The sequence below is a fragment of the Mesorhizobium kowhaii genome, assembly GCF_003253745.1.
GTDB lineage: Bacteria > Pseudomonadota > Alphaproteobacteria > Rhizobiales > Rhizobiaceae > Mesorhizobium > Mesorhizobium kowhaii.
On the sequence record NZ_MZXV01000056.1, the window covers coordinates 359,002 to 385,371 of the forward strand.

A 26,370-nucleotide genomic window follows, 5' to 3' on the forward strand; every position below is an offset into this window, starting at 1 on the left:
TTCAGTTGTTGAAGACATTGCTACCCTTGATCTTGACGTCGCCGTCAGCTTTGACCTGGACATCGCCGCTGCCCTGGATGCGGATATCCTTGCCCTTAATGGAAATCGTGCCATCCTTCTTCATTGAGATGACCGCGTCGCCGCACTTGATCGTGATTTCGTCACCTGCGTCGATCACCAGCTTCTTGCCCACCTTGATCGAACTGTCTTCGGCTATCTCGATGCCGCTGGCCTTGCCGACCTTGAGAGCATGCGCGCCAGCGACGTCGGTGGCATCATCAGCGCCGACTTTGGCTGTTCGTGCCTTGCCTATCTCGGACGACTGTGCCCCGCCGACAGCGAAACTCTGATCGGCGCCGACATTGACGCTCTGCGCCGCCCCGATATTCCAACTGTCCGAGGTGCCGATATTATGGCTCTGGCTGATACCAACGGTAACCGACCGCGACGCGCCGATGGTGTTCGTCTGAACCGCTCCAACGCTTCTCGTCTCGGCAGCACCAACCGTATCGATGCGTGCTGCGCCCACTGTGATGGTCTGGACGATCCCCACCGTCTGAGAATGATTGGCGTCGATGTTCTCTGTCGAGTTCGACACGACATGGATCGTCTCGTTGGCCATGACCGTGAGCGAACGGTTGGCGCCCACTGTCTCGGTGTCGTTCGAGCCGATGTTGGTGGTCTGGTCGACGCCGACCTTGACCGTCTTGTTGTTGCCGACGTCCTCGTCGAGGTTGTGGCCGACGGAGTGCTTGGCATCGTGGTCTATGCGGTCGGACTGGTCGTGCTGGACCAGTTTGGTGCGGTCGTGCTTGATCAGAAGGTTGTGGTCCTTCTGCGCCTGGAAATTGACCAGTTCGGAGCCGGCCTTGTCCTCGAACATCAGCTCGTTGTAGCCGCCGCCGCCTTTGGAGGAGTCCGATTTCCAGCCGGATTGCGTGGCACTACCGGGCAAGCCGTACGGCGGCATCTGGGAGGCGTTGTAGACCCTGCCGGTGATGATCGGCAGGTCCGGATCGCCCTCGATGAAATCGACGATCACCTCCTGGCCGATGCGCGGTATCTGGATGAACCCCCAGCCGCTGCCGGCCCAGGTCTGCGAGACCCGCACGAAACAGGAGCTGTTCTGGTCCTTCTTGCCCAGACGGTCCCAATGAAACTGCACCTTCACCCGTGCATATTTGTCGGTGAATATTTCCTCGCCGGATGGACCAACCACCGTCGCCGTCTGCGGCCCGCGCATGATCGGCCGTGGCGTGATCCGCGGCGGACGATAGGGCAAGGCGGTCGGCGCCACGCCGAGGATCACCTTGAAGTTCTCGCTGTCGACGTCGGCATGGGCTCTGTAGCCCGGGTCGAACAGCCTGTATTCGGCGCTCACCACCAGATATTCCTGGTTCTGGTCCTCGCGCGGAAAGCTATCCAGCTTGAAGGTGCAGCCCGAATACAGGCCGCGCACGGTGCCGACGGCGGCAATGCGCTGGTGCACGGCCTGGATTTCCTCGCGCCGGATCCCGGCCAGGCTGTCGCCCCGGCCCACTTCGAGATGCGCGCCGGGCTGGCGGTAGTTCTCGCCCGCGGCCAGCTTGTGACTGAACGGCTGGGCCGACTTGGCCATCAGGTCGGCGCCCGGCTTCTTGAAATCATAATCGGTGTGGGCGTAGGCGCCCGGGCGCACCGAACTGCCCGGTATCCATTCGGTGATGTACTCGACATCGCGCCGGGAACCCTGACCTTCAAAGTTATAGAGCACTTTCTCGTAGCCCGGCGCAGGCTTCAGCTTGCTCATCGCGTCAGCCAGGACAAGCGTATGCTTGCCGTCATCGTGCTCGAAGAAATACAGGATGCCTTCATGCTCGAGCAGCCGCTGTACGAAATCCAGATCGGTCTCGTCATACTGCACGCAGTATTCGCGCGGGGGATAGGATCCCTGCAGGCGCAGATCGAATTCCGCCGTGCTGTATTTCTTGAAGATGTCCTTGACGATGTCGACGACGCTCTTGTTCTGGAAAATACGGCAATCGGTGGTGTTGCCGAGAAACCAGAGCCACGGCCTGATGACCGCCTCGTAGTAGGCCAGCCGATCCTCGATGCCGGTGAGCCGAAACTCGGACACGATGCCACTGAACCAGCGCTTCGGATCGGATTCACCTTCGATCGAGACCGGCCCGCCCAGCATCTTCAGCGGATCGATATTGGCGTCCGTGCTTACGAACCCGGCCGTATAGGCGAAACAACGGCTGATCTCATCGCGCCCGACAAGATGCGTGAACGTCAACAGCTCGGCGCCAACCGGTGTCTGCACAACCGTGGCACGTTCGTTCGGCATGGGTCGTGCCCCTCCTGGACGCGGCCGCCAGCGCGGTGGATTGAAGTTCCAGTTATCTCAGGAACTTTTTCGACCCGCCGCACAAGGCCAAGTTGAGCCTAACACATGTGCCCCGCTGACCAAAGAGGGCGGGTGGCGCGACTGAACTCACCCTGCCAGTTCATCGGCTCGAAACGCGGCTGTCCTGTTTTACGCGCAAACTGCTAGAATGGTGGCGTATCGATCAACGATCGACGGCGACCCTGGATGTACATCAGTCTGCAAATCAACAATGCCGACTCCTTGCCTGCTGGCATCTCGGCCAGCTATGCAGCCCGTGATCGCGGCTTCGAAATCGGACGCGATGCTTGCGACTGGACCTTGCCCGACCCGGACAAGTTCATCTCCGGCCGGCACTGCGAGGTTCGCTACGAGGCGGGCGCGTTCTGGCTGCGCGATGTCTCGCGCAATGGCACCTTCATCAATGGATCGAGCCAGCGCATGACCGGCCCGCATCGGCTGGGCCATGGCGACCGGATGCTGATCGGCCGTTACGTCATCGTCGTATCGATCGACGCGACAGGCCGATCGCTGGAATTCGGAGACGGGCCCTTCTTCGATCCGGCGCAGCAACGGCCTGGGCAGCGCGTTCCAGCGCCGACATTCTCGTCGCCCCCCCTGCCCTCCACCAAGGACGAGGTGCTGCGGGAGATCGCGATCGGAGCCGGCATTTCGCCGGAATTGCTGCAATTGCGCGACCCGCATGAGGTTGCTGCCGAAATCGGCGCGGTCCTGCGGGCGGTGGTCGAGGAACTGACCGTGCTGCTGAAAGCACGCGCGGCCGCGAAAATGTTGGCCAAGAGCACACAACGAACGATGATCAGCGCTGCGGACAACAATCCGCTGAAGTTCGTTCCAGGAACCGACGACATCCTCGAAATCATGTTCGCCCGTCGCAGGGCCGGCTATCTTGATGCCAGGCGCAGTATCGAAGACGCATTCCGCGATCTCAAGACGCACGAATTTGCCACCTATGCAGCCATGCAAGCGGCGCTCTCCCGGCTGCTTGACGACCTGTCGCCCGAGGCGATCGGCAGGAAACTCCCGCCTACGTCGTTTACGTCGAAGAAGAGCCAGGCCTGGGACGCCTATGTCGCGACATGGCGGACCATGGAGGAAGCACACGAAAACGGCATGCTGGATATATTCCTGGCCTATTTCAGCGAGGCCTACGCCAAAGCCGACAAGCAAAAATAGGCGATCCAACAAACGCATGGCCAGGAAACACATGGCCAGGAAACGCATCGCACACCAATCGGCGAAGAAAGTCTCTTCGACGCCCGGCATCCGGTTCCAATCGGCAGTTTCTGAGATTACGATTGCATACGACAATTCGCCAAGCGGGTAAGACTCATTGAGCTGGGGGTCTGCGGCAAATGTCATGTTACGGCGGGATAGCGTTTTCTAGCCAATCTTCCTCCGGAGACTGCCACGGCAGGCAGCGGCTGCCTTTTCTTTACCTGACCAGAAACCGGCCTATCTCGCCCAATCGCGGGCACACCGCCTGCACGGACGATCGGCGATGAACTCGAAGGACGACCCCTTCGGCCCGGCGGGCAAGACCGTCATTCGCGCAAGTCCACGGCGCGAGAAAAAATCGCCGCCAGTTCCCGAGCTACCTGCCACTGACGGAGGCCAACCCTCTCCGGTCAAGGATTCAACGGTATTCGATCCTGGTGTCGGGCGGCATACACCGCCGGGCTGGGCATCCGGAACCGTGATTTATCAAGGTGCGGCTTTGGGTGCCGCGGCAGGCGCCGGCCCTTCCGCCGCCGCGCCGCCACCGGTCGTAGAGCAGGCGACCCTGCTCAGCGCCGCGGACACAGTCAAATACTCCGCGGCAAACCCTATTCTCGCCGCGGCAGCACCCTTGCTGATGCTGTTCGGGCAGCTCAGGCTTATGCCCGTCGAAAGACAAGCGGAGCCACTGGCGCAACATGTCGCCGACGCGATTGAAAAATTCGACCGCGCAATGGAGAAATCCGACGTTCCCGAAGAGGATGCGCGGATTGCGAAATTTGCTCTGTGCGAAACCGCCGACGATCTCATCGGCAACCTGCCTTGGCCCAAGAGTGACGACTGGGCGCAACACAGCATGCTGTTGCAGTTCTTTCACACCGAGACAGCCGGCACAGGCTTCTACGAAGCCCTGAACACGATACTGGCCAATCCCGAGACGCACTACGATCTGCTCGAACTGATGCATGCCTGCCTGTCGCTGGGCTTCGAGGGCCAGTATCGAGGCGTGAGGCGCGAAGACAACAATCTCGAACGCGTTCGACGCGACGTCTACGAGACGCTTCGCTACTTCAGGGCGCGTGCCGGTGAAGACATCTCGCCGCGCTGGCAGGGCCTGGCGGCGACGATGGCGCAGCCGTCGGCCCGCCTGCCGCTTTGGGTGGTTGCGGCGGCGGCGTCGGCGCTGCTGACAGCGGCCTTCTTCGCATTGCGGGTCTTCATCACCAATGAAGGCGACGCCGCCGCCGGTGAATTGCTGGCACTCAACCCGTCGACACCGGTCGCCATCGAGCGCGCCAGCGTGGCGCCGCTGGCCGAGCCGGTCAAAGTCACCCCACCTGCAGCCACCGCGCAGATCGATCGCATTCGGTCGGCACTGGCCAAGGAAGTCGAAGGCGGTGGGCTGACCATCGGCACGAAGGGCGACTTCATCGTGGTGGAAATCAACAATCTCCTGCTGTTCCAGTCCGGCAGGGCCGAGGCGAAGCCGGAATTCCAGGCCATTGCCGCGGACATCGCCGCGGCCCTGGAGCCCGAGCCTGGACCAATCCGGATCGTCGGCCACACAGACAATGTGAAACCGCGAAAGTCGAGCCCGTTCAAATCCAACTTCGACCTTTCCGTCGCCCGGGCGAAGGCTGTCGAAACGATGATGGCATCGAAATTCAGCGATCCCTCGCGGCTGACGGTCGATGGCAAGGGCGAGGACGAACCGATCGCCGACAATACGACGCCGGAAGGCCGCGCCAAGAACCGCCGTGTCGATGTGATGATCCCCAGGGAGGAGACATTGTGAGCACGGCCTGTTGGAAGCGCCCATGACGCGTTGGCTGCTGCGGATGTTCAGCGTGATCGCGCTAGCCGGCTTCGCGGCGGCAGTGTGGTTTGCCGGGCCCTTGATCCGCTTCGCCGATACCCGCCCGCTGGGACCTGCCTGGCTGCGCGCGACTATCATTGGTGTGATCGTGGCGACGCTGGCGCTTTTCTACGGGCTGCGTTTCTGGCAAGCGAGAAAGGCGCAAAAAGCGCTCGAAACTGTCGTTGCACACAATGACGACCGCGATGACGACTCGCGGGTGCTCGAAGCCCGCATGAATGAGGCCGTGGCGGCGCTCAAACGGTCGAGCGGCAAGCGCAACTTTCTCTACGAAATCCCGTGGTACGTCGTCATAGGCCCGCCGGGTGCCGGCAAGACAACGGCACTGGTCAATTCGGGTCTGAGTTTTCCGCTTGCCGGTTCGGGGGACGCCCAACCGGTGGCTGGCGTTGGCGGAACACGCTCCTGCGACTGGTGGTTTACCGACCAGGCCGTGCTGATCGACACCGCCGGACGCTACACGACGCAGGACTCCAATGCTGAGAGCGACAAGAAGAGCTGGCTCGCCTTCTTGTCGCTGCTCAAAAGGTACCGCACCAGACAACCGATAAACGGCGTTATCCTGGCCATCAGCCTTGCCGATCTGATGAGCTTCGACGAGCAGCAGCTTGATGCCCACATCGTCGAGATACGCAGCCGCCTGAGGGAAATCCACGAGACGCTGAAAATCCAGTTTCCAGTGTATCTGCTTTTCACCAAGGCTGATCTTGTTTCCGGGTTCATGGATTACTTCGGCGATTTCGACGAGCCGCGCAGGCGAAAAGTGTGGGGCGCGACATTCCAGACCGCGGAGCGCGACAGGAACATGGCCGCCGAGGCCCCTGCCGAATTCGATGCGCTGGCCAAACGGCTGGCAGACGAGATGGCCGACCGCCTGCAGGAAGAAACCGATCCGGTCACGCGCATCTCCATCTTTGGCTTTCCGGCACAGTTTGGCGCGCTGCGAGGTCGAATTGGCAGTTTTGTCGCCGGCCTGTTCGATCCGGGGCGCAGCCAGGTGAATGTCAGCCTGCGTGGACTGTATTTTTCGTCAGGCACGCAAGAGGGGACGCCGATCGATCAGGTGCTGGGCGCGATTGGCCGCAATTTCGGCGGCAATTCCCGCCCTCACCTCTCCGGAACCGGCAAAAGCTTCTTTTTGCACGATCTGCTGACGGACGTCATTTTTGCCGAATCCGGATGGGTTTCTTACGATAAATCGGCGGCAAGGCATGCGGCGATCGCCAGATTTGGCGGCCTTAGCGCAATAGCTTTGATCGCTGCCGCTGTACTGGGTACGCTCGCCCTGAGCTTCGCGGCCAACCGGTCGCTGATCGCCTCCACAAGTCTGGCCATGGGCCAGTATCGCCAAACGGCGGCCCCGCTGCTCAAAAGCACGACGGTCACCGATGTCGACCTTGAAAACGTCATCGGCCCGCTCGACCAACTGCGCGATCTGCCGGCCGGGTTCGAAACCGGTGACTTACCGACACCGATCGACGAGACGTTCGGCCTCAGTCAGCGGGAGAGACTTCTTTCGGCATCCAAAACGGCTTATCGGCAAGGGCTGGAACGAATGTTCCGATCGCGCCTGCTGATCCAGGCCGAGCGGACGATCCAGGCCAAGATGGCCGATCCCATCGCGCTCTACGAACCGTTGAAAATCTATCTGATGCTTGGCGGCAAGGCGCCGAAGGTCGATGACGCGTTGATCGTTTCCTGGATGAAGCAGGATTGGGAGCAGAACCGATATCCAGGCGAAAACAACCGTGAAGGACGCGAGCAACTCGAAAAGCACCTGCGCGCCATGCTCGCATTGGACGACGCCTATGATCCCGTCTTCGAACTTAACCAGCCGCTTGTTGAAGCCGCTCAACGCTCTCTCGGGCGTATGAGCCTTGCCGATCGAGCTTCCGCATTGATCAGGTCGGCGATATACGCGGCAGCGCTGGACGATTTTTCTGTGTCCCAGAAGGGTGGCCCGGAAGCGCAGCTGCTGTTCGAGCGCATCGACGGCAGCGATCTGTCAGGCCTTCGTGTTCCCGGTATCTACACCTATGCCGGCTTCAACACCTTCTATCTCGGACAACTTTCGCGCATTGCGCAGATGCTTGTCGACGAGCAATGGGTTCTCGGCGGCGGCGGCGAGCAAGGCGCCATCGATCAGCAATTGCTCAAGCTCGGTCCCGAACTTCTCGATCGCTACGGGAAGGAGTTCGCAGCCGCGTGGAACAGCGTTCTCGACCGGTTGAAATTCAAAGCGATGCTGACGGACAAGCCACACTACATCGCGCTTTCTGCCGCTGCCTCGCCAACCTCACCGATAAACCAGCTCTTTGCGGCGATCGCCAACGAAACAGCGCTGACGCGAGACCCTGGTGACGGCAACAGTCCTGGCGCCGAGATCGAAGCAGGCACGGCTCAAAACCAGCCGCGGAACGCCGCAGATCTGGGCAGGGGCCTGGCCCGCATTGGTATACAAATCGCCACCGGCAAATCGCAAAGCCGCGCCGGCACAAGACCCGCCGACATGCAGAACCTGAATCCAGGTGCGAACATTGAAGCGCAGTTCAGACCATTCCAGGCCCTGGTGAACGGCCCTGCTGGACACCGCCCAATCGATGCCCTGACCCAGAACTTCAGCGATATCTATCAGAGCCTGCAACTGGCGGCCGAAGTTCCTTCGCAGACGGAGCGCGTCAATACGAACCTGCAGCTGCAGATAGCCACCCTTCGCGCCAATGTCTCGCGTCTGCCCAAGCAACTCGGCCGGATGGTCAACGCGACGGCGGATGAGTTTGAAGGCAACGTCGCCGAAACCTCGGCGGCAAACTTGAACCAGATGCTCGACCAGACGGTCACGGCCCCCTGTGAGGCGGCGATCAACGGCCGTTATCCCTTCGCCGGCGACGGCACCGAGGACGTTGCCATGGCGGATTTCGCGAAACTTTTCGCGCCGGGCGGGTTGATGGACCGGTTCTTCGCACAAAACCTCGCATCGCTGATCGATATGACCGGCCAGGACTGGAGCTGGAAACAGGATGCGCGCTTTGGACGCGACCTGTCGAAATCGACCCTGAAAGACTTCCAGCTGGCTGCGGAAATCCGTAACGCCTTCTTCCCATCGGGCGGTTCGGTGCCCTCGGTCAGCGTCACCTTCACACCATTCTCGCTGCATGGCGATGCCGATACGGCGATACTCGATGCCGACGGTCAGATCGTCCAGAGCAACCAGACGGGCAACGCGCCAAGCACGGTGACGTGGCCAAGCGGTACGGCTTCCGCGTCCGCCAGTCTAAGCCTGACGCCGGAAATGCCAGGCCGCGAATCCGCCATCAAGTTCGAAGGGCCGTGGGCATTGAAGCGGCTTCTGGACAAGGCTGCCATCACCGGCAGCGACAGCAACGTGCAAGCACGCTTCGTGATCGGCGGACGCGACGTTACCTATACGATCCAGGCAGGCTCCGGCTCCAACCCCTTCTTCCTCCCCGCGCTTTCCGGGTTCAGCTGTCCTAAGGCGTTTTGAGATGAGGTTGATCTAGTCGGCACGGCGCCGATCCGCAGACCACACATGCCCAGACCTTAGTTTTCGATACTTTAATGTTCGAGCCTGTGGCAAAGTGACACGAGCGAGCGCCCGAAAGTGCGCCGCAGAGGACGCTTGAGAAGCGCTTGGTGGCAAATTGAACAATGTCGCCCTTCCCTTTGAGAGCTTCGGCGTGAGCCACAAAGGCTGTGTCCGTGAGCTCAATGAAGACAACTATCTGGTCGAGCCACAAACTGGCCTCTGGGTGGTAGCCGACGGAATGGGTGGACATGACGCGGGAGAGGTCGCTTCAGCCAGTATCGTCGATCACCTGGCAACGATCGGCATTGCCAGCTCAGCACCTGATCTTCGGGCGCGCTTCGAGGACAGGCTGAGCAGGGCCAATGCCGAGATCCGCGGCATATCCGAATCTCGCGGCATAACCATCGGCTCCACTGTTGCCGCCCTGCTGGCGATGGATGGGCGGTTTGCCTGCCTGTGGGCGGGTGACAGCCGCGTCTATCTGATCCGCAACGCCTCGATCTCGCAGATCTCGAAGGACCACACCGAAGTTCAGGAGCTCGTCGACAGGGGCATGATCAGCGAAAGCGAAGCGCGCACCTGGCCGCGCCGCAACGTCATCACGCATGCGGTCGGCGTCAGCGACGAGATCGTCATCGATTTCCAGCAAGGCGAAATCATGCCGGGGGACATTTTTGTGTTGAGCACCGATGGGCTGACGGCGCATGTCAGCGACGCCGAGATCGAGGCGGCGACCGTGTCCGCAACACCCCAGGCGGCCTGCGAAAACCTGCTGGAAACGGTGCTGGCGCGTGGCGGAACAGACAATGTGACTATCGTGCTTGTGAAGATCGGCGACGGGGGCGATGGGCAATCGCCCCGTCCGGATCTCTACAAAGCGGAGGGTTGAGGCCGATGAGCGCCGACGACAAGACGCGAATATCGGGGGGCATGGCCAACACCGCCGTAGGCACGCAACTCAGCGGCATCTACGAGCTTGACGAGCGGATCGCATTCGGTGGCATGGGGGAGGTCTACCGTGGTCATAACATCCAGACCGGCGACCACGTCGCGATCAAGATCGTCCTGCCCGAGTTCGCCCGTGACCAGACGATCCTGTCCCTGTTCCGCAAGGAGGCATTGATCCTCAATCGCCTGTCGCATGATGCGGTCGTGCGGTATCACGTCTTCACGATCGATCCCGGGATCGGCCGTCCCTACCTTGCCATGGAATTCGTCGACGGCGAGTCGCTGTTCGACATCATGCGACGTGGCGCGATGCCGACGGAAGAGGTGCGCAAGCTCTGCCATCGCCTCGCGTCCGGCCTGAGCGCGGTGCATCAGGCGGGCGCGATACATCGCGACCTCTCCCCGGACAACATCATCCTGCCGGGGGGCCGGGTCGACCGCGCAAAGATCATCGATTTCGGTATCGCCCGGTCGGCGACCGTGGGCGGTGAGACCTTGATCGGCGGAAAGTTCGCGGGAAAATACAACTACGTTTCCCCCGAACAGCTTGGGCTCTACAGCGGCGACGTCAGCGAGCAGTCCGACATCTACAGCCTGGGGCTGGTGCTGGTTGCCGCTTTGCGCGGCAAGCCGATCGATATGAGCGGGTCGCAGTTCGAGGTCATAGAAAAGCGCCGGACCGTGCCTGATCTCTCCGACATCGATGACGATTTTCGTGACATTGTCGAAGCCATGCTGCAACCGGATCCGCAAGACCGGCCCGTCAGCATGGCGGAAATCGCCAGGATGACGCGTGACGACAACGAAGGGACAACGCCACCGACGTCCATCACACCCCGCGATCGGACGGGTTTGCCGCGAGCCGGGCAAACCCTTGTGCCTGATACCAAGACCCAGGCCCGGCCATCCAATGTCGAGAGGCACGATGCCGCAACCGCAGCGGGTTCGGCTGGGCAGCCCTTCGTCCCGCATGTGCGGCCCGCGCATTTGTCCGAACCGCGGCCTCCGGCGTTCGCCAATCCTCCACGCGCGGTCACGGCTGATGTGCCTGGAAAATCCACAAAGACCCGAACCATCGCGATCGCTGCCCTGGCGACGCTGGCTGTCGCCTCCGGCGCGGGCCTGTATCTGAGCGGCTTCATGACGCCTGCGATGCCGACGGCCGGCAAGACGTCGCTTTCCGCGCCAGAGCCATCAAGGCCTGCACCAGAACCTTCAAAGCCGGCTCCTGCAGACAATGCCGCGAACGCCCCTGAGCCGGCAAAGGCAGTTCCGCCCGCGCAGGCAGTTCCGCCCGCGCAGCCGGAGGCCAGCGCACCGCCGGCTGAAAATCAGCAAGATGCCGCGGCGGCTCAAAAGCCGCAGCCGGCCAAGCCCGCCGAAGTCCCCTCGCAGAGCGCGGAACCCCCGAAACCATCCGCAACGGACGCGCAGCCGCCGCCCGAAAAGGCATCGCCGGCAATCCAGCCGGATAAGATGGCCAGCGACAGTCAAACGCCGGCTCCGCCGCCTGACACGACCGCTCCAGCCCCGCCAGCAGCCGAGAAGGTCTCAACGCCACCGCCGGCCCAGCCAGAGGTTGTCGAGAGCCAAAAGCCCGAACCGCAGACCAGCCAGCCGCCAGCGACCGCGCCGGCGCCCAAACCCACCGCAAGCCAGACGGATGTCGCGAACGCAGAGACCCAAAAGGCTGTGTCACCGGCAGCCAAAGAGCCGGACCAACCTGTGGTCACGTTGAACGTGCCCAAACCGGAGGTTCCCCCGGTCGTCGACGACATCGCGCAACGAATCTCCTGGGTTCGCGACTTCGGCGGCGGCGACTGCTTCTATGCCACCATGACGTCGGCAACCGACAAGGCCGCCGCGATCGAAGGATTTGGAACGGAGGTTCAGCCATTCGAGCGGATGCTTGGCGATTTCCAGGCAAAATTCCATGTCGAGCCGGATATCAGCGTCCGCCTCATTGAACCAAGCCAATGCGAAGTCACCAACTTTCTGCGCTTTCTGGGGCAGACTGCGGCCGACAAGCCGCAACTTGTTCTCGATCGGACATCGGTGCCGAACGGTACGCCGATCAGCGGCACGCTGGTGACACGTGGCGGGCTCATTTCCACCGTGCTGTTGATCGATCACAAAGGCATGGTGTTCAATCTCGACGACCGCGTCGTCGCAAAATCGGACACGGCTACCTTCAGAATCCCGATTGGTCTCGGCACCGCCGACAAGGCCGCCGGAAAGGCAGTGCCGCAGATCATAATGGTGATCACCGGCCCCAAGGATATTCAGGCGGCTGCGTTCTCCACGCCAACGCCAGCCTCGGTGGTGCTCCCCAAAATTCTCGAGGAAATCGAGACCGACGGATCTCAGTTCTCAGCCACCGCCAAGTATTTCCGGCTCGGCGGATAGCATGGGCGCCCGATGGAACGCCGCTCGTGTTTGCCCCACTCGTCTGCCGACCTGCCGATAAAGCAGCGTGATCCGGTTCGAGCCCTGTTTGCCCTGACTGGCCGCATGAGGCTTGCGGTCATTTCGGGCGCCGCACTGCTGGCCGTGCTGTCATCCAGCGAAGCGCGCGCCGAATTCACGGTCTGCAACCAGACGCTCGACGTCGTCAATCTCGCTGTTGGCCAGAAGGTCGACAATACGGACCAGACCGACGGCTGGTGGACCATCGGCGCAAATCAATGCGTGAACGTCATCCGTGAGGAACTGACGAACCGCTACATCTACATCTATGCGACGGACGTCTTCGGCCATGCGATTCTCACCGGATCGACCGAAATGTGCATCGAGCGGCGACGTTTCTCGATACGCGGCATCGACGAATGCTGGCAGCGCGGCCACATCGCGGCGCAATTTCTCGAAGTCGATACACTCGAGCAGGTACGGTGGACCTTCTTCCTGACCGGAAGCAATCCGTGACGCACAATATCGACACGAGCTTCAGGCAGAAAAAGCAGGCGCGCGCTGCCCTTCGCAGGCGCACGCTTTGGCGCCGGCTCTTTGCCGGTCTCGCAGTGATTGTCCTGTTTTCGATCGCTGCCGGTTTCTACCTCACCGCGGACTATTGGTCGTTCGGCGACGAAGACGAGGAGTTGCACGCGGTCGAAGGCGTGGACGATGTGCCGGCCGATGCGTCGGTCTATGTACCTGCCATTATCGACCTGGCCGGGGACCCGATGTGGATCACGCTTGCGCCCGATGCCGGCGCCGCAACGAAAGGCCGCGTGATGCCGCGCCCGGCGGAACTCGATCAGGCCGGCGTTTCGCCCCAGATCGAAATCCTGTCCGACGTCATGCTTAGCGCCAGCGAAAAATTCATGACGACGATACCCTCGACGCAGGAGGATTTCGCATTCTTCCAGGCGCAACGAAAGACCACTGCCGCACCATCCGGCGATCTGCAGAACGATCTTGAGCCATCGCCCGCCGCCGGGGAACCTGCGGCGGCTTCGGACCAGAAGGCGGACGCCGACGATCCCGAAGCCGGCTGGGGCGAAACGATCGATGCGGGCGATGCGGCGCTGCCCGCATTCCAGAAGACCCAGATCGAAAACAACACCAGCGTCGCGGTCGTCACGAATGAGTATCAGCGGTTCGAAGCGACCGAAGACACGTTCGTGAAGATCCTCAACGACCGCAGCCTGGACAGCGTTGCGCTCGATGCGCATTTCTCCGCCGACGATGCCAAGCTGGCAGGCGAGGCCCTGAAGGCGCTTTTCAACCGGGACGGTCTGGAACCGGGCTATGTCGTTGCCATGCGCGGTTTCAGGCCAACGCGCGAGGCGACCACGATGTCCCTCATGCAGGTTTCGATCTATGCCAAGAACGTGTTCGTCGGGACGCTGACGCGCAACGCCGCCGGCGGGTTCGTGTCGGGTGTTGATCCCTGGGTCCGCGAAGATCTGTTCAACTATTCGGGTGCACAGGCGGAAGGCACGCACAAAAGGCAGTACCGTCTGCTCGACGCGATCTACTCGACGGCAGCCCGCAACAGTGTTCCGACCGGGGTGATCGGCGAAGCGATCATGTATCTCTCGAGAGGACAGGATCTGGACGCCTTCGCAAGCGAGGACCAGCGTCTTGTGCTGATCTATTCGCAGACGCCGCGCGGCAAGGACGAGGGTGCCGGGCGGGTGCTGTATGTGGGCGTCCAGGGCACCGAAAAAAGCCTCGACTGTTTCGTCTTCCAGCAGAGCGACGGCCAGTTTGCGTGCGTTACGGGGGACGATCAGGTTCGTTCGCTGACAGTCACCAACGGCATGGTCACGCCGGTCAACGGGGTCATGACCTCCACCTTCGGGCCACGCAAGCATCCAATCCTCGGGACCGTTCGCATCCATAAGGGCGTCGACTGGGCGGCGCCCGTCGGCACGCCGATCGTAGCGGCCTTCGATGGCGAGATCACCTTCCAGGGCGATGGCGGCGGCTATGGCAATCTGGTGAAGATCTCGCACGGAAATGGGCGCGAGACGCGCTATGCGCATATGCAGAAATTCGCAATCGCGGCCGGTGTCGGCACCAAGGTGAAAGCCGGCGACATCATTGGCTACATCGGCACCACCGGCCTCTCGACCGGGCCTCACCTGCATTTCGAACTTTATCAGAATGGCGAGGCCATCGACCCCCTGGGCACGGTTACCGCGGTCGCTTCGGACGATTCCGCTGTCGAAACGCTCACCGACCGTATCGTTCATGTCGAAAGTGGTGGCAGCGCTCGCGCCAAGAATCCAAATTCCTCAGCGACCGGCGCCGGCCAGTTCATAACCAAGACCTGGATCAGGATGATGAATACCTACCGTCCGGAACTTGCGCGCACGCTGTCGACCGCCGACCTGCTCGCTCTGCGCTACGACGCCACGATCTCGCGTGAGATGGTGCGCAATCTGGCGCGCGAAGGCGAGGCCTATCTTCGGGCGCGCGGTCACCAGATCACGGCCGGCCGGCTGTATCTCTGTCATTTCCTGGGCATGGAAGGCGCGCATCAGGTGCTGTCGGCGACAGGTTCGGCGCAACTGAGCGCCGTGCTGGGGTCGGCCGTCATCCAGGCCAACCCGTTTCTCACCGGCAAGACAGCCAGCTATGTGGTGGACTGGGCCGAAAGGAAAATGGGCCAAAAGCTGAGCCGTGTGGCCACCGACGCCGGCCCACTGACAACGACCACGGAGATCCGCCAGACATCGCCGGAGTTCGAAAAATACAAGCAGGCCGTCACGGCTCTCATAAGCTCAATTCAGAACACGCTTTGAACCTGCCCGCGCGGCATGAGTCTCCTAAATTACTGGTGCCCCCCATCCCAATTCCATCGGGATGGGACAGGCTCCAAATCTTTGTCTTAGCGTTCGCCATCCCAAGACCGCCGTGCGGTTTTGGGCGGCTATTGCGTCTTTATCCGCATTTCCACGCGGCGGTTCACAGGATCGTACGGGTTGGGGCTGCGCGGATTCTTTTCGCCCATGCCGATCGGGTTGATGCGTGCCGTCTCGATGCCGCTAGCCGTCAGGAAGGCTGCCACCGATTGCGCTCGTCGTTGCGACAGGCCCTCATTGTAGTGCACCGTGCCGGTGGCGTCGGTGTAGCCTTCCACGACGAAGTTGAACTTGCTCAGCCGGTTGTCCTTCAGGGCCTTGGCGAACTCGCCGAGTTCAGCGCGCGCAGTCGTGTCGAGTTCGGCCGAATCCAGGCCGAAATTGATCATCATGTCGAGGCCGGTTTTTCCTCCTGGCGCGTCACTTGCCTTGCTCTTGCTTTTGCACTCCTCCTCGGAGCCGACACAAATTCCTCGCGACTTGCCGAGATCGGCCGCACCGGCAAAAAACTTCACAATGTCTTCTGATTTCTGAACGGGGTCGGCGAAAGCGTGGGTCGAGCAAAACACGACCGCCAACACAAAGGCTGAACTGCTCCACTGCATAGCGGCTCCTCCTGTTTGAGCACCAGATTTCGAGCGGCTGCGATCATACCAAATTCCCAGGCAATTGTCTGTCTACAAACGCTGGGGCACGACAGTGTCGACCGACAGTTGTTGCCATGCCACGGGTTGAGACTTGACCCGCGCCGCGCCTAGGGCTTGAGTGGCCAAAGCTCCTCGATGAAAGCGTGGCGGTCATGGCCAATAATGGGCTCCGATTCAAAACGGCACGGGATCTTTTCATGGCTTGTCCCGCTATTGCCCGGGACATGAGAACCCTTCCAACCGAACAGCACTCGATCGCGTTTTGCCGCGAGCTCCTCGCCGGACGCGTTCCCGAGGAAGCGATTACATTCTGTGCCTACCTGCTTCCCGAGCGGGCCGCGGTCTGGTGGGCCCATGAATGCCTGAGCCACCTGACCGACCTGTTCGATGAGAACGATCACGAATTGCTCGCGCTTGTCCGCGACTGGGTGGGTGAACCGGACAGTCCCCGCCATCGGGCAGCCGTCAGCACAGCCGCGGCGACACCGCCAACAACGCCGGTCGGCTGGATTGCCCTGGCCGCGGGATGGCGTGACAATGGTTCGGCCGCGACGATGGCATCGGCCTCGCAACCATTTCCTGCTGCCCATGCAGTCAATGCCGGGATTCTGGCCGGACTGGCACGTGTCGCACTCGCGGACCGGTTTTCCGTTCTTTCGGCATTTGTCGAAATGGGCATCCAGATGGCCGAGATCGAGGCGCTGCGCCAATCAGCGGATGCATATTAGAGCCTAAAGCGCATCGTGTTTGATCGGATTCAGGCGATGCGCTTTACTTGCAGCCACCTTGAGCCCATTTGGCCAGCGCCACCTTGAAGCGCGTTCCAAGCGGATGCTGCAGGCGCAAGACGGAGACATCGTTGGCGGCGAAATTTTTCGCCTGTTCGCACAGCCGGGCCTCGTTCCATTGATGGCAGCCGTCGCAGTGCTTGCCTTCCCATACCGACTTGTCCAGTCCCTCCACCGGACTGAAACGCGGCTTGCTCTTGATGAGCTCGGCAATGCTCTTGCCGTCGATTTCCGGATCGCCGAAATCGATAGGGTGGTCGAAAAAGATGGGGTCGTCCGAGGCAAGCTTTGGGATTTTCTGACGAAGCACATTGAGTGCCAGTTGGGCGTCGTCAGCGGAGCCCGGCGGATTTGCCGTGGCGTTGCGCACGTCCGAGCCGCCTTCCGGTTGCGGAGCGGTCGCCTCGCCGACGATCAGCGGCGCGTTGAGATCGATCTTGTGCAGGACGACCTCGGTGGTCAGCGAGACATTGATCCAGGGGCGCTGTTTGCCGGCGGTTGCCTTGAAGACATCGGCGGTAACGCGGTTCATCGCTTCGGTGATGGAAACATTTGTTTCGCCCATATGCGCGAGCAGCGCCGAAGCGAACGGCGAATGTTCGCCCGATCCGTCATAGGCGACCTGGTTAGGACTGGTGGCGAACGCGACAAGCGTGCCGGCGCCACCGTTCTCGATCGGGATTTCGGCAAGGCCGCTTTTTGCTCCCGTGACGCCGGCGGTCCTTGCCAACACCTCGGCAAGCGGATTGTCACGACAGGCATCGAGGAAAATCAGCCTTATGCTGGTCTCGCGCGACATCTGCCGCAGGACGAAATCCACAGGCACCGCCTCGAAGTCGAGCGAGGTCTCGTCCTCAAGTGCCGCATCGACCGGAAGCAGGTAGTTGCTGCCAGAAACCTGCAACCCGTGGCCGGCATAGAAGAAAAGGGCGATGTCGGCGCCGCGCACCTGCTTTGCGAACTGTGCAATCGTCGTCTGGGTCTGCAATTTGGTCAGATCGAAGCCGGAAACGACCTCAAAGTCCAGGTCCTTCAGGCGTTCGGCCATGGCCTGGGCGTCGCGCACCGGATTGGGCAGCGCCGGCGCATGCTGATACTGGGAGTTGCCAAGGACCAGCGCAACACGGCGTTCGGCACTGGCGGCCGACAAAGTCAAAAGCAGTGCCAGCGCTACAAGCCCGATGCCGCGCATAAGGCCACCGCAACGGGCAATCAGATCGAAACTCACCGGGACAACGGATCCTTCCTCAGTTGACGAGCTTGGTGGCGGAAAACTCGATCCGCCGATTGAGCGCCTTGTTCTTCGGCGTGTCGTTGGCAGCAACCGGGCGATCCTCGCCGTAGCCGGTCGCCGTGATCTGCGTGCGAGGAATGCCCGCGGCGACAATGGCGTCGGCAACCGCCTGGGCCCTGCGCTCCGACAAATGCTTGTTCTCGACAGGCGACCCATCGGAATCGGTGTGTCCGGAAACCTCGACCTTCAGGCCCGGGCACTTGCCAACGACACCGACGACCTCCGCAAGCAGCGGGCGGCTTTGGGTATCGAGCCGCGCGCTCGCCGTTCGAAAGTAGATAGCCCCGGTACGCGACAGCACCGCGAACCGGTTGAGGCACTCCTCGTCGCTGAAGTTGGTCTTCGCCGCATCGGTGGCGACGGGTCCGACATCGGTCGCGCTCGCCGCGACGGTTTGGACAGCAGCCGACTTGCTGCCGTCAGCGGTGAACACGAAATCGAACGACACCGAAGCCGTCGGAACAATATTGGTCACATTGGCCGCCTGCTGGAGTTTGTCGACGTTCGGCAGCAGCCCGAAGTCTTCCACGTGCACCGCGACAGGAGCCTCCGAAGCGACCGATACCATGTTGTCGCTGATCATGGTCACCACGATGTTGGCCTGAAGATCCTTGTCGACCCCATGCAGGTTAAGACGGAATGGAAGAACCGCCTTCACGCGTCGCTTGGTCGCCAGGTCGGCAAATGCCGCCGGATCCACCTTCGCGGTCAGTTCGGCGGACGGAAACTTGAATGTCTCGAAGAAGAGGAACCGCATACGGACATTGCGAAGGTCGACCCCCGTATCGACCGAATTGAGGTCGAAGGTGACTTTGGCATCACCCGCCGAAGTGAGGCTGCCGGAAATATTCCTGATCTTGTTGGTCTCGACGATCGTGTTCTTCTTGACCGACTGATAGGTGAGCACCGAAGCGGTCGGATCGAGCGTCCAGTTCGGCTGTGCGTTCGCGGTTCCCAGTCCGGGTAAAAGCAACACGGACAGCGCAACGATCAAGCCAAGCGTCTTTATGGCGAGCCAGCTTCTTCGTGTTTTCCACCAGAATCCGACGACTTCGAACATGGAACCCCCCTGCCTATGACAACAGACTTCCGTATCGACATCACGACCATGCGGTGCCGATCGAGAGCATAGAACACTTGCTCTCGCTTGGCGAGCATCTCCGCTGATCGCGCGGTGCGCCACTCAAGGTGACAGGAATTTCGGATTCGCCGCACTGGCTAGAAGGCGATCTTCACCCCGAGCTTGGCGCCGATGATGGAACTGTCGGACGACGCCTTGCCCCGGACTTCGCCATTGACGGTGATCAACTCCGACACCTTCAGGTTGAAGCCGGTCGACAGCGCGGCGTAAAAATCCGCATCGTCGAAGGCGATCTCCCCCGAAACGCTGCTGCAATTCGCCGCGCGCATAGGGGTTGAGCAGCATGCCGTTGCTTAGCGTGTAATCGCCATAGATGCCGACTCGAACTTTATCGCGCCAAATGAAAGCTGGCTCTTGCCGAATTCGTTGCCGATGATGGTTTGGAGAGGATCGCACAGACGTTTTGTTGGCTGGCGCATACAAAACACGCAAGACTGCGGAAACGTCGCCCTGCATGTGTCCGGTTTTCAAAGGGCCGGTATTGGGCTAAATTGCTGCGCAAGCTGATACCGTTCAGGCCCGGGAGTATTATTATGCCTTGGGATAGAAATAAGGCTATTTCCTTTGCACAAAGCCATGCTCAGCCCTTTAGCACTCGCTACTGTGCAAAATCTGTAAGAGAGGCAATAGAAAGTGGTGGAGTAACATTATTCCCAACTAATTACGCTAAAGATTACGGAAGGAATCTAACAAACGCCGGATTTGTTGAGACAAATACAATCATGCCAATGCCTGGCGACGTTGTAGTTATACAGCCAATAGATGGACATCCGGCCGGGCACATGGCTATCTATGACGGCAGAACTTGGATCTCCGATTTCAAGCAAAATCATGGCTTTTACCCAAATTCGGCTTATCGCCGAATAAGGCCTAAATATAAAATTTACCGTCACCCCTGAGAGTAACAATGAAAAGGTTACTCATCTTCCAAGCTCAAAGCGCGTCTGCGAGCAAAGGCTATCCGAACCATCGACGCCCTGCGGCAGGCCAAAGGCGGTATCTGCAATCTCTTCTCTCTCCAAGAGAATGCAGAAACTACATCACAGCCGCAGGATATGGATTCACATGAAAAGCCGCCGCTCTAGATGTGAGGTTTCAATAGGTTGTTCATTCGGTCCTGAGCGAGGAAGCTGAAGTCGCTGAAGCTTTAGCGATTCTCGGAGGACCGAACGAACGTCCATAAGAATTCCGGAGGGAAAACCGTTCGCACTTTCCCTGGAATTGCTTTTAGCTAGAAGGCGATCTTCACCCCGAGCTTGGCGCCGATGATGGAACTGTCGGACGACGCCTTGCCGCGGACTTCGCCGCTGACGGTGGTCAACTCCGACATTTTCAGGTTGAAGCCGGTCGACAGCGCGGCGGAAAAATCCGCATCGTCGAAGTCGATCTCCCTGGTGTCGATTTCGGTCGTGTTCTTGTAGCCGAAACGCTGCTGCAATTCGAATCGCGCATAGGGGCTGAGCACCATGCCGTTGCTTAGCGTGTAATCGCCATAGATGCCGGGCTCGAACTTGATCGCGCCAAAAGAAAGCTTGCTCTTGCCGAACTCGTTGCCGCCGCTGTCGGTGTAGGGATCGCCGCGGAACGAAACGCCAAGCAGGCCACCACGCAGATCGAAACGGGTACGCTCGCCCAGCTTGAAGATGTGGCCGACCGATGCCGTCACCGCATAGCCCTCGGTGTCATAGCTGCCGGTGGTGCCAAGCACGCCGTTCGTCACATCACTTCCGCCGATGAAGCCGGAGGCGGAGACCAGCGCGTAGTCATAGTTCTTGCGGAACAGCGCGTAGCCGCCGAACATGCCAGCCTTGTTGGTGCCTTCTCCGATGGCATCAAATCCCCGGAACGCGCCGAGGTTGACATCGGTCGAGGCATAGCCGGCGAAAATACCGATGTTCAGGCCATACTCATTGTCGAACTGGAAGTGTTTGGCCGCATTGAAATCCAGGCTGATGGCGGCCGAAAAATCATTGGCATCGAAGCTCGGGCCGGGGCCATTCAGACCACCGCCGCTGATGTCGTAGCCGTCATGCTCGGTATGAGCGAACTGGCCGGAGGCGAAGACGCCGAAGCTGGACGAAACCGGCACCATTGCACCCCCGGTTGCGGGCGACAGGTTGAGGTCAGAATCGAGCGCATCTCGGTTTATGCCGTAGAGAGCGTCGATTGCCACAGTGACCGCGCCGGCGTTGGTGGCGCTGGTGGGCGCCGCGGCAATACCGAAATTGGCCGGCGTGGCACGCAGGAACAAGCCGCCCGGGCCAGTTACGAGCTGATAGGTAAAAAGCGAACCGGGCGTGCCGGGAATGCCTTGGACATCGAATGTCCCGGTAACCGGCCCGCTGGCCGAGACAATGATCGGGATATCGGTCGCCTGGGCGAATTGCGGCGTGCCCAGCAGATTGACGATGATGGTGTTGGCGCCGGTGGCCGAAAACGCGCTGGCAATGAGTTGATCCGACTGCACCGTCTGCTGGTTGATGTCGAGGCCGATGCGGGCGCCGTTGAGGGTGAGGCCGCCGAGCCTCAGCACGTCGTTGGCGACGCCGTCCGTCATGTCGATCAGCGAATTCGTCGCGATGATCGAACCAGACATGGTGAGGTTGCCGTTGATGAACAGCGTTGAATTCGTCGCGATGATCGAACCCGGCATGGTGACATTGCCGTTGATGAACAGCGTCGAGCCGTTGCCCAGGTTGAGCTGGTTGATGCCTTGTGTGCCGCCGCTGAAGCGGAGCGTAGAAGCGTCGGCCGAGAAATTGTCGAAGCCGGTGAAGTTCTGGCTCTTGCCGCCGGCCGCGAGGTCGGTGTCAGTGACGGTGCCGTTGGCGCCCGTACCGCTGAACAGGACCCCGTCGGCAAGGTTGAGCGGATCGACCGCGCCGGATCCGTTGATGATCAGCGTATTGGGGCCGAGGCCGGTGATGTCACCGTCGATCGTGCCGCCGGAGAGATCGACGTGATCTGCGTCGATGCCGCCCTTGATGGTGCCGCCGGAAACTGAAACTTGGTCGAAGCCGGCGCCGCCGGTGACGCTGCCGCGGATGGTGCCGCCGGAGACGGCTACGATATCATCACCGTCGTCGCCAGTTACGTTCCCAGTGATGGTGCCGCCGCTGACGGTCACTTTATCGTCGCCCGCCCCGCCGACAACATTGCCGGTGATGGTGCCGCCGGCAACGCTGACCACGTCCGGGCGGGCCGAAAGCAGGATGTTGCCGGTAATGACGCCCCCCTGCTGGTTGATTGTGCTGGCACCCGCGCCGGTGAGATCGATTGCGGTGCCGCCAGTGCCGGTGATTGAACCGGCGTTCGTGATCGTGACCGAGCCCGCCGTGTTCGCGAGGATACCCGTTGCACCTGCGATTGAACCGGCATTATCCACGCCCGCTGCGCGGCCGGTGCCGGACACAAGCTCGACGCCGACCGTGGCGCCGCTTACCGTCGCGCTATCTTGCACCGTAACCGTAGTAGCCGAACCAGTGGCGGCGGAGTCGTTGCGTGCGTAAATGCCCGCGCCGCCATTGCCTGTCACCGTACCGGTGGCGGTAATCGAAAGCGCGCCGGTGCCTCCGTGGAGGGCACGGATGCCATAGGTTCCGCCGCTCACATCCGCCACTGCAATTGATAGCCCGGTGGCGTTGTCGAATGTCTGGGCGAAGATGCCGCCATCGATTGTCCCGGTGACTGCACCCGTGGCGGTTATGGAGAGCGCGCCACCACTACCGTGGAGTATGGCCAAGATGCCGTAGGCCCCACCGCTTACGTCTGCCGCTTGAATGGCCAAGCCGGTCGCGTTGTCATACGCCAGTGCAAAGATCCCCCCACCATCGACCGCTCCCGTCACCGTGCCTGTTGTAGTGATGGAGAGCGCACCTGTGCCATGGTGTTCGGCCTCGATGCCGATGACGCCGCTCACATCAGCAACATTGATCGTGAGGCCGGTGGAGTTGAACCCCGTAAAGGCAAAAATGCCACTCGCATACGTCCCCGTCACCGTGCCGGCGGCGGTAATCGAAAGCACGCCAGTGCCCTCCTGGTCGGCGCCGATGCCCAGACCGCCGCTCACGCCCGCCGCGACGATCGTGAGATCGCTGCCATAGTTTCGGGCGTAGATGCCTCCAGTCAATGCGCCGTTGCCCCCTGTCACGGTACCGGTGGCGGTAATGGAGAGGGCGCCGGTGCCGTGGTGTTCGGCGGAGATACCATAGGTCCCGCCGCTTACAGTGGCCGCATCAATAGTCAGATTGGTGCTGGAAATAACATCGGACAAAGTACGGGCATAAATCCCGTCTCCCGCCGTTCCCGTTACTGTACCGGTTGCGGTGATCGACAGTGCGCCTGTGCCGTAGTGTTCTGCGTGTATGCCGGATGTCCCGCCGGACACATTTACCGCTTCAATCGTCAGATCAGTGCCACCGGAGTTGTTGGCATAGATGCCGTATCTGCTCGTCCCCGTCACCGCACCGGTAGCGGTAATCGACAGTGCTCCGCTCCCGTCTGTTGAGGCGCGGATGCCGTATGTCGCGCCGTTCACACCGGCCACGTCGATCGTTAGATCGGTGCCATAGTTGCGGGCGTAGATGCCGCTGGCACTCGTCCCCGTAACTGCACCGGTGGCGGTGATCGACAGTGCACCGCTCCCGAAATTGCGGGCAAGGACGCCGGTGGTCCCCCCGCTCACGCCGGCCACATCGATCGTTAGATTGGTACCACTTTCGTTGAGGGCGTATATGCCGTTATTGGTCGTCCCCGTCACTGCACCGCTGGCTGTGATCGACAGTGCGCCGCTCCCGTAGTTTGAGGCGCGGATGCCGTATGTCGCGCCGTTCACACCGGCCACGTCGATCGTTAGGTCGGTGCCGTTAAAGTTGCGGGCGTGGATGCCGTTGGCACTCGTCCCCGTCACCGCACCGGTAGCGGTAATCGATAGTGCTCCGCTCCCGTCGTTGCGGGAGTAGATGCCGGACGTTCCAGTCACTGTACCTGCGGCCGTAATTGTTAGATTTGTGCCAGCGTGGTTGCGAGCGAAAATGGCGGGAAAGGTCGAGTCAGCCGCCGTCCCCGTGACGGCGATCGACAGTTCGCCGCTTCCGTAATTATGGGCATTGATCTGATTTGTCGCATTCGCCACCACGATCGACAGATCAGTGCCAAAGTTCGCGGCGGAGATGCTGGAATAGTTCGTGCTCGTACTCGTCACCGTCCCGCTGGCGGTAATCGACAGCGCTCCGCTTCCCTGGTTAATGGCGCGGATGCCGTTTCCCGCACCGCTTGCGTCCGCCGCCTGGATCGTCAGGTCGGTGGTTCCGACGTAGTTGTGGGCGTAGATGCCTATTCCGCCGACTCCGGGACTCGATTGGTTGTTTCCTGTGACGGTCCCTGTCGTGGTGATCGACAGTGCACCGCTACTGTAGTTGCGAGCGGCGATGCCACTAATATAGCCAGTGATGGTCGAGAAATTGGGGTCTCCAGAAGCGTAGTCGCTAAATGTGAGTCCGCCAGTGCCCGTGAGGGTAAGGGCGTTGCCCGCGGCTGTGCTGATACTGAAGGTGTTGTCCGTTGTCACGTTGAGCACAGCGGGAGGCGACCCGAGCGGAGGCAGCCTCTGCGTCATCGTCGTCACGTTGCTGCAGGTGTAAATGCCGCCGGCGCCGCTGCAGTCCGCAAAGGCACGTCGCACATAGCCGCGATAGCCGCCGAGGAAGGCACTCGCCGCGAGCGCGGTGCCGAGCACCAGGCGGTTGCGCAGACCGAGCGCCGACTCCTCCGTATTTCCCAGTTTCGTCCCCTGCCTCATGATAGCCCCCGCTGCGTGGCAGCCTTGGTCATTGGCTTGCCGGGGCTGGCACGACAGCCTCGGCAAAAGAATCGTTCGATGGCAATTGTGGCCGCCCGCCGCCGGGCGCATGGCTGACGAAGCCCGCCGCCTCGGGCGAGCGTGGACTCACCGCCATGGGGCAGGCAAAGCCGGGGATCACGGCGAGGTCGTAGAGCTCGGCTACCTGGCCGTCGATGCGGAACCAGTCGACGCAGCTACCCTTCTCAAGATCGATCACCTGGATGCCGCACCACGGCTCGGAATCGGCGGCGGCGAGGCGAGCGTCGAGCGCCAGCCCCTCGAAGCGCTTGTAGCGCGGCTTGGAAAGACCGACGAAAGCGTAGCGGCCGCAAAACGCCAGCCCGCGAAGGAAGCCTGGACAGAATGCGACCGGCTCGAAGTGACCCATGCCGCCGTCCTTCGGCAACTCCACGAAGCCGAGCTCGCCTGTGCCGGAGTTGAGCAGCCACAGCGCTCCTCGATGGAGACGCGGCGAATGCGGCATGGAGAGCCCCTCGCATACGACCGTGCCGGTCCTGACATCGATCACAACGCCGCCGTCGGCGCGCCGGTCGCGCCAGCCGTCGATCGTGTCGGAGCGGCTGACAGCCGTGGCATAGGCCGCCTCACCGTCGCGCATCGCCAGACCGTTCAGGTGGCAGCGGTCCTCGTCCACCAGCGCCGAGATGAAGGGCGGCCGCCACACTTCCTCGAAGCTGTAGCGGTCCGACACGGTGGCGAGGCAGTTGAAACGTGTGTTGACGAATATGGGCCGGCCGGCCGCGCCGATGCCGACGTCATGCGCGTCGAGTTCCCCGGTAACGTGCACTGTGCGCGGTACATAGCAGGCGTCAAAGATCTCATTGGCCCGCTGGTGTGGTTCCAGCGCGTTGACGAAGCGCACGAGATGGAAGCCCGCCACAAGCATGAGCGTCCCGTCGGAGGCGTAGGCGAGTCCCATCGGCCGTAGAATCGGCGTCTGGTGAACGTTGAGCCCGCCGGTCATCGGGTTGCGGCCGATGAGATAGAACAGGCCGGACTGGTAGGAGGTAACCGCGAGCGCAACGTCCAGCGCCTTCAGCCGCGTCACCAGCCCGGCCGACATCGAATAAGTGAGATCGGGCGAGGCCTCGGCCGGTTCGCTCTCTTCCGGAAGGGGCTCGCCCGCAGCTTCGCCGCTTCCGCGCGCAGCCATGGTGCCGATCTCCACAAATCAACTAATTAGGAATGTATGATCTCAGCTAACTAGGAATTTAGGAATGTATGGTCTCCAGCTAATGTATGATCTCAGCTTGACCCACAGGCAATCCTTAAATGGACTTACAGAGATCATGATGCGAGGAACCTTGGCCTCTGTTGCTGTTCGGCAACGCCAATAGTGATCGAGCAGCG

Annotated in this window: 16 protein-coding genes; 9 read left to right on the plus strand and 7 right to left on the minus strand. The window is 61.2% G+C overall.

The features are described from left to right. Position 1: 1 nt before the first annotated feature. Complete coding sequence (locus B5V02_RS27190) at positions 2-2,329, minus strand: type VI secretion system Vgr family protein (protein ID WP_111547114.1); 2,328 nt, start codon at positions 2,327-2,329, stop codon at positions 2-4. Positions 2,330-2,575: 246 nt separating this feature from the next. On the opposite strand from B5V02_RS27190, the gene tagH reads away from it, so the two are divergent. The 7 genes from tagH (at position 2,576) to B5V02_RS27225 (ending at position 15,227) form a co-directional block, all read left to right on the plus strand. Continuing rightward, positions 2,576-3,565, plus strand: a complete 990-nt coding sequence (tagH, locus tag B5V02_RS27195) for a type VI secretion system-associated FHA domain protein TagH (protein WP_111547115.1) — start codon at positions 2,576-2,578, stop codon at positions 3,563-3,565. Positions 3,566-3,890: 325 nt separating this feature from the next. Next, positions 3,891-5,402 carry a type VI secretion system protein TssL, long form gene (gene tssL, locus B5V02_RS27200; RefSeq protein WP_111547116.1) on the plus strand — a complete coding sequence of 504 codons (1,512 nt, stop codon included), beginning with the start codon at positions 3,891-3,893 and terminating at the stop codon, positions 5,400-5,402. Between the two features lie 22 nt (positions 5,403-5,424). Further along, complete coding sequence (gene tssM, locus B5V02_RS27205) at positions 5,425-8,988, plus strand: type VI secretion system membrane subunit TssM (protein WP_111547117.1); 3,564 nt, start codon at positions 5,425-5,427, stop codon at positions 8,986-8,988. Positions 8,989-9,145: 157 nt separating this feature from the next. Next, positions 9,146-9,919, plus strand: coding sequence for a PP2C family protein-serine/threonine phosphatase (locus B5V02_RS27210; protein ID WP_111547118.1), 774 nt, complete (start codon positions 9,146-9,148; stop codon positions 9,917-9,919). Between the two features lie 5 nt (positions 9,920-9,924). Further along, entirely contained in the window at positions 9,925-12,384 is a 2,460-nt protein-coding gene (locus B5V02_RS27215) for a serine/threonine-protein kinase (protein ID WP_111547119.1), read from the plus strand. A gap of 105 nt (positions 12,385-12,489) precedes the next feature. After that, complete coding sequence (locus B5V02_RS27220) at positions 12,490-12,900, plus strand: DUF1036 domain-containing protein (RefSeq protein ID WP_167458677.1); 411 nt, start codon at positions 12,490-12,492, stop codon at positions 12,898-12,900. After that, positions 12,897-15,227 (plus strand): M23 family metallopeptidase, encoded by a 2,331-nt coding sequence (locus tag B5V02_RS27225; RefSeq protein ID WP_111547120.1) that lies wholly within the window; start codon positions 12,897-12,899, stop codon positions 15,225-15,227. Before B5V02_RS27220 ends, B5V02_RS27225 begins: the two co-directional genes overlap by 4 nt. A 128-nt stretch (positions 15,228-15,355) precedes the next feature. Here the strand turns inward: B5V02_RS27225 and B5V02_RS27230 are convergent, their stop codons facing one another. Then, positions 15,356-15,892 (minus strand): OmpA family protein, encoded by a 537-nt coding sequence (locus B5V02_RS27230; RefSeq protein WP_111547121.1) that lies wholly within the window; start codon positions 15,890-15,892, stop codon positions 15,356-15,358. A 194-nt stretch (positions 15,893-16,086) separates the two neighbouring features. On the opposite strand from B5V02_RS27230, the gene B5V02_RS27235 reads away from it, so the two are divergent. After that, positions 16,087-16,662: a DUF6931 family protein gene (locus B5V02_RS27235; RefSeq protein WP_208647146.1), complete on the plus strand. Its 576-nt coding sequence runs from the start codon at positions 16,087-16,089 to the stop codon at positions 16,660-16,662. 43 nt (positions 16,663-16,705) lie between these two features. Here B5V02_RS27235 and B5V02_RS27240 read toward each other — a convergent pair whose 3' ends face one another. The 3 genes from B5V02_RS27240 to B5V02_RS27250 form a co-directional block, all read right to left on the minus strand. Next, positions 16,706-17,950, minus strand: coding sequence for a caspase family protein (locus tag B5V02_RS27240; protein WP_245446207.1), 1,245 nt, complete (start codon positions 17,948-17,950; stop codon positions 16,706-16,708). A 19-nt stretch (positions 17,951-17,969) separates the two neighbouring features. Continuing rightward, on the minus strand, positions 17,970-19,076 hold the full coding sequence (locus B5V02_RS27245; protein WP_111547124.1) for an OmpA family protein: 1,107 nt from the start codon (positions 19,074-19,076) through the stop codon (positions 17,970-17,972). 158 nt (positions 19,077-19,234) lie between these two features. Next, the gene (locus tag B5V02_RS27250; RefSeq protein WP_167458678.1) at positions 19,235-19,426 is read right to left on the minus strand and encodes a hypothetical protein; all 192 of its coding nucleotides are present in this window, start codon (positions 19,424-19,426) and stop codon (positions 19,235-19,237) included. A 264-nt stretch (positions 19,427-19,690) separates the two neighbouring features. On the opposite strand from B5V02_RS27250, the gene B5V02_RS27255 reads away from it, so the two are divergent. After that, complete coding sequence (locus B5V02_RS27255; RefSeq protein WP_111547228.1) at positions 19,691-20,056, plus strand: CHAP domain-containing protein; 366 nt, start codon at positions 19,691-19,693, stop codon at positions 20,054-20,056. Between the two features lie 332 nt (positions 20,057-20,388). Here B5V02_RS27255 and B5V02_RS27260 read toward each other — a convergent pair whose 3' ends face one another. Together B5V02_RS27260 and B5V02_RS27265 are read right to left on the minus strand one after the other, a co-directional pair. Further along, on the minus strand, positions 20,389-24,957 hold the full coding sequence (locus B5V02_RS27260) for a hypothetical protein (RefSeq protein WP_111547125.1): 4,569 nt from the start codon (positions 24,955-24,957) through the stop codon (positions 20,389-20,391). 28 nt (positions 24,958-24,985) lie between these two features. Continuing rightward, entirely contained in the window at positions 24,986-26,173 is a 1,188-nt protein-coding gene (locus B5V02_RS27265; RefSeq protein WP_208647140.1) for a TIGR03032 family protein, read from the minus strand. Between the last annotated feature and the right edge of the window lie 197 nt (positions 26,174-26,370).

What these genes read in the sequence shown, in the direction of transcription:
- B5V02_RS27230 (WP_111547121.1), bottom strand. Translation starts at nt 15,892, where the DNA reads ATGCAGTGGAGCAGTTCAGCCTTTGTGTTGGCGGTCGTGTTTTGCTCG.
- B5V02_RS27235 (WP_208647146.1), top strand. Translation starts at nt 16,087, where the DNA reads ATGGCCAATAATGGGCTCCGATTCAAAACGGCACGGGATCTTTTCATG.
- B5V02_RS27245 (WP_111547124.1), bottom strand. Translation starts at nt 19,076, where the DNA reads ATGTTCGAAGTCGTCGGATTCTGGTGGAAAACACGAAGAAGCTGGCTC.
- B5V02_RS27220 (WP_167458677.1), top strand. Translation starts at nt 12,490, where the DNA reads ATGAGGCTTGCGGTCATTTCGGGCGCCGCACTGCTGGCCGTGCTGTCA.
- tagH (WP_111547115.1), top strand. Translation starts at nt 2,576, where the DNA reads ATGTACATCAGTCTGCAAATCAACAATGCCGACTCCTTGCCTGCTGGC.
- B5V02_RS27265 (WP_208647140.1), bottom strand. Translation starts at nt 26,173, where the DNA reads ATGGCTGCGCGCGGAAGCGGCGAAGCTGCGGGCGAGCCCCTTCCGGAA.
- B5V02_RS27215 (WP_111547119.1), top strand. Translation starts at nt 9,925, where the DNA reads ATGAGCGCCGACGACAAGACGCGAATATCGGGGGGCATGGCCAACACC.
- B5V02_RS27260 (WP_111547125.1), bottom strand. Translation starts at nt 24,957, where the DNA reads ATGAGGCAGGGGACGAAACTGGGAAATACGGAGGAGTCGGCGCTCGGT.
- tssL (WP_111547116.1), top strand. Translation starts at nt 3,891, where the DNA reads ATGAACTCGAAGGACGACCCCTTCGGCCCGGCGGGCAAGACCGTCATT.
- B5V02_RS27190 (WP_111547114.1), bottom strand. Translation starts at nt 2,329, where the DNA reads ATGCCGAACGAACGTGCCACGGTTGTGCAGACACCGGTTGGCGCCGAG.
- tssM (WP_111547117.1), top strand. Translation starts at nt 5,425, where the DNA reads ATGACGCGTTGGCTGCTGCGGATGTTCAGCGTGATCGCGCTAGCCGGC.
- B5V02_RS27250 (WP_167458678.1), bottom strand. Translation starts at nt 19,426, where the DNA reads ATGCGCGCGGCGAATTGCAGCAGCGTTTCGGGGGAGATCGCCTTCGAC.
- B5V02_RS27255 (WP_111547228.1), top strand. Translation starts at nt 19,691, where the DNA reads ATGCCTTGGGATAGAAATAAGGCTATTTCCTTTGCACAAAGCCATGCT.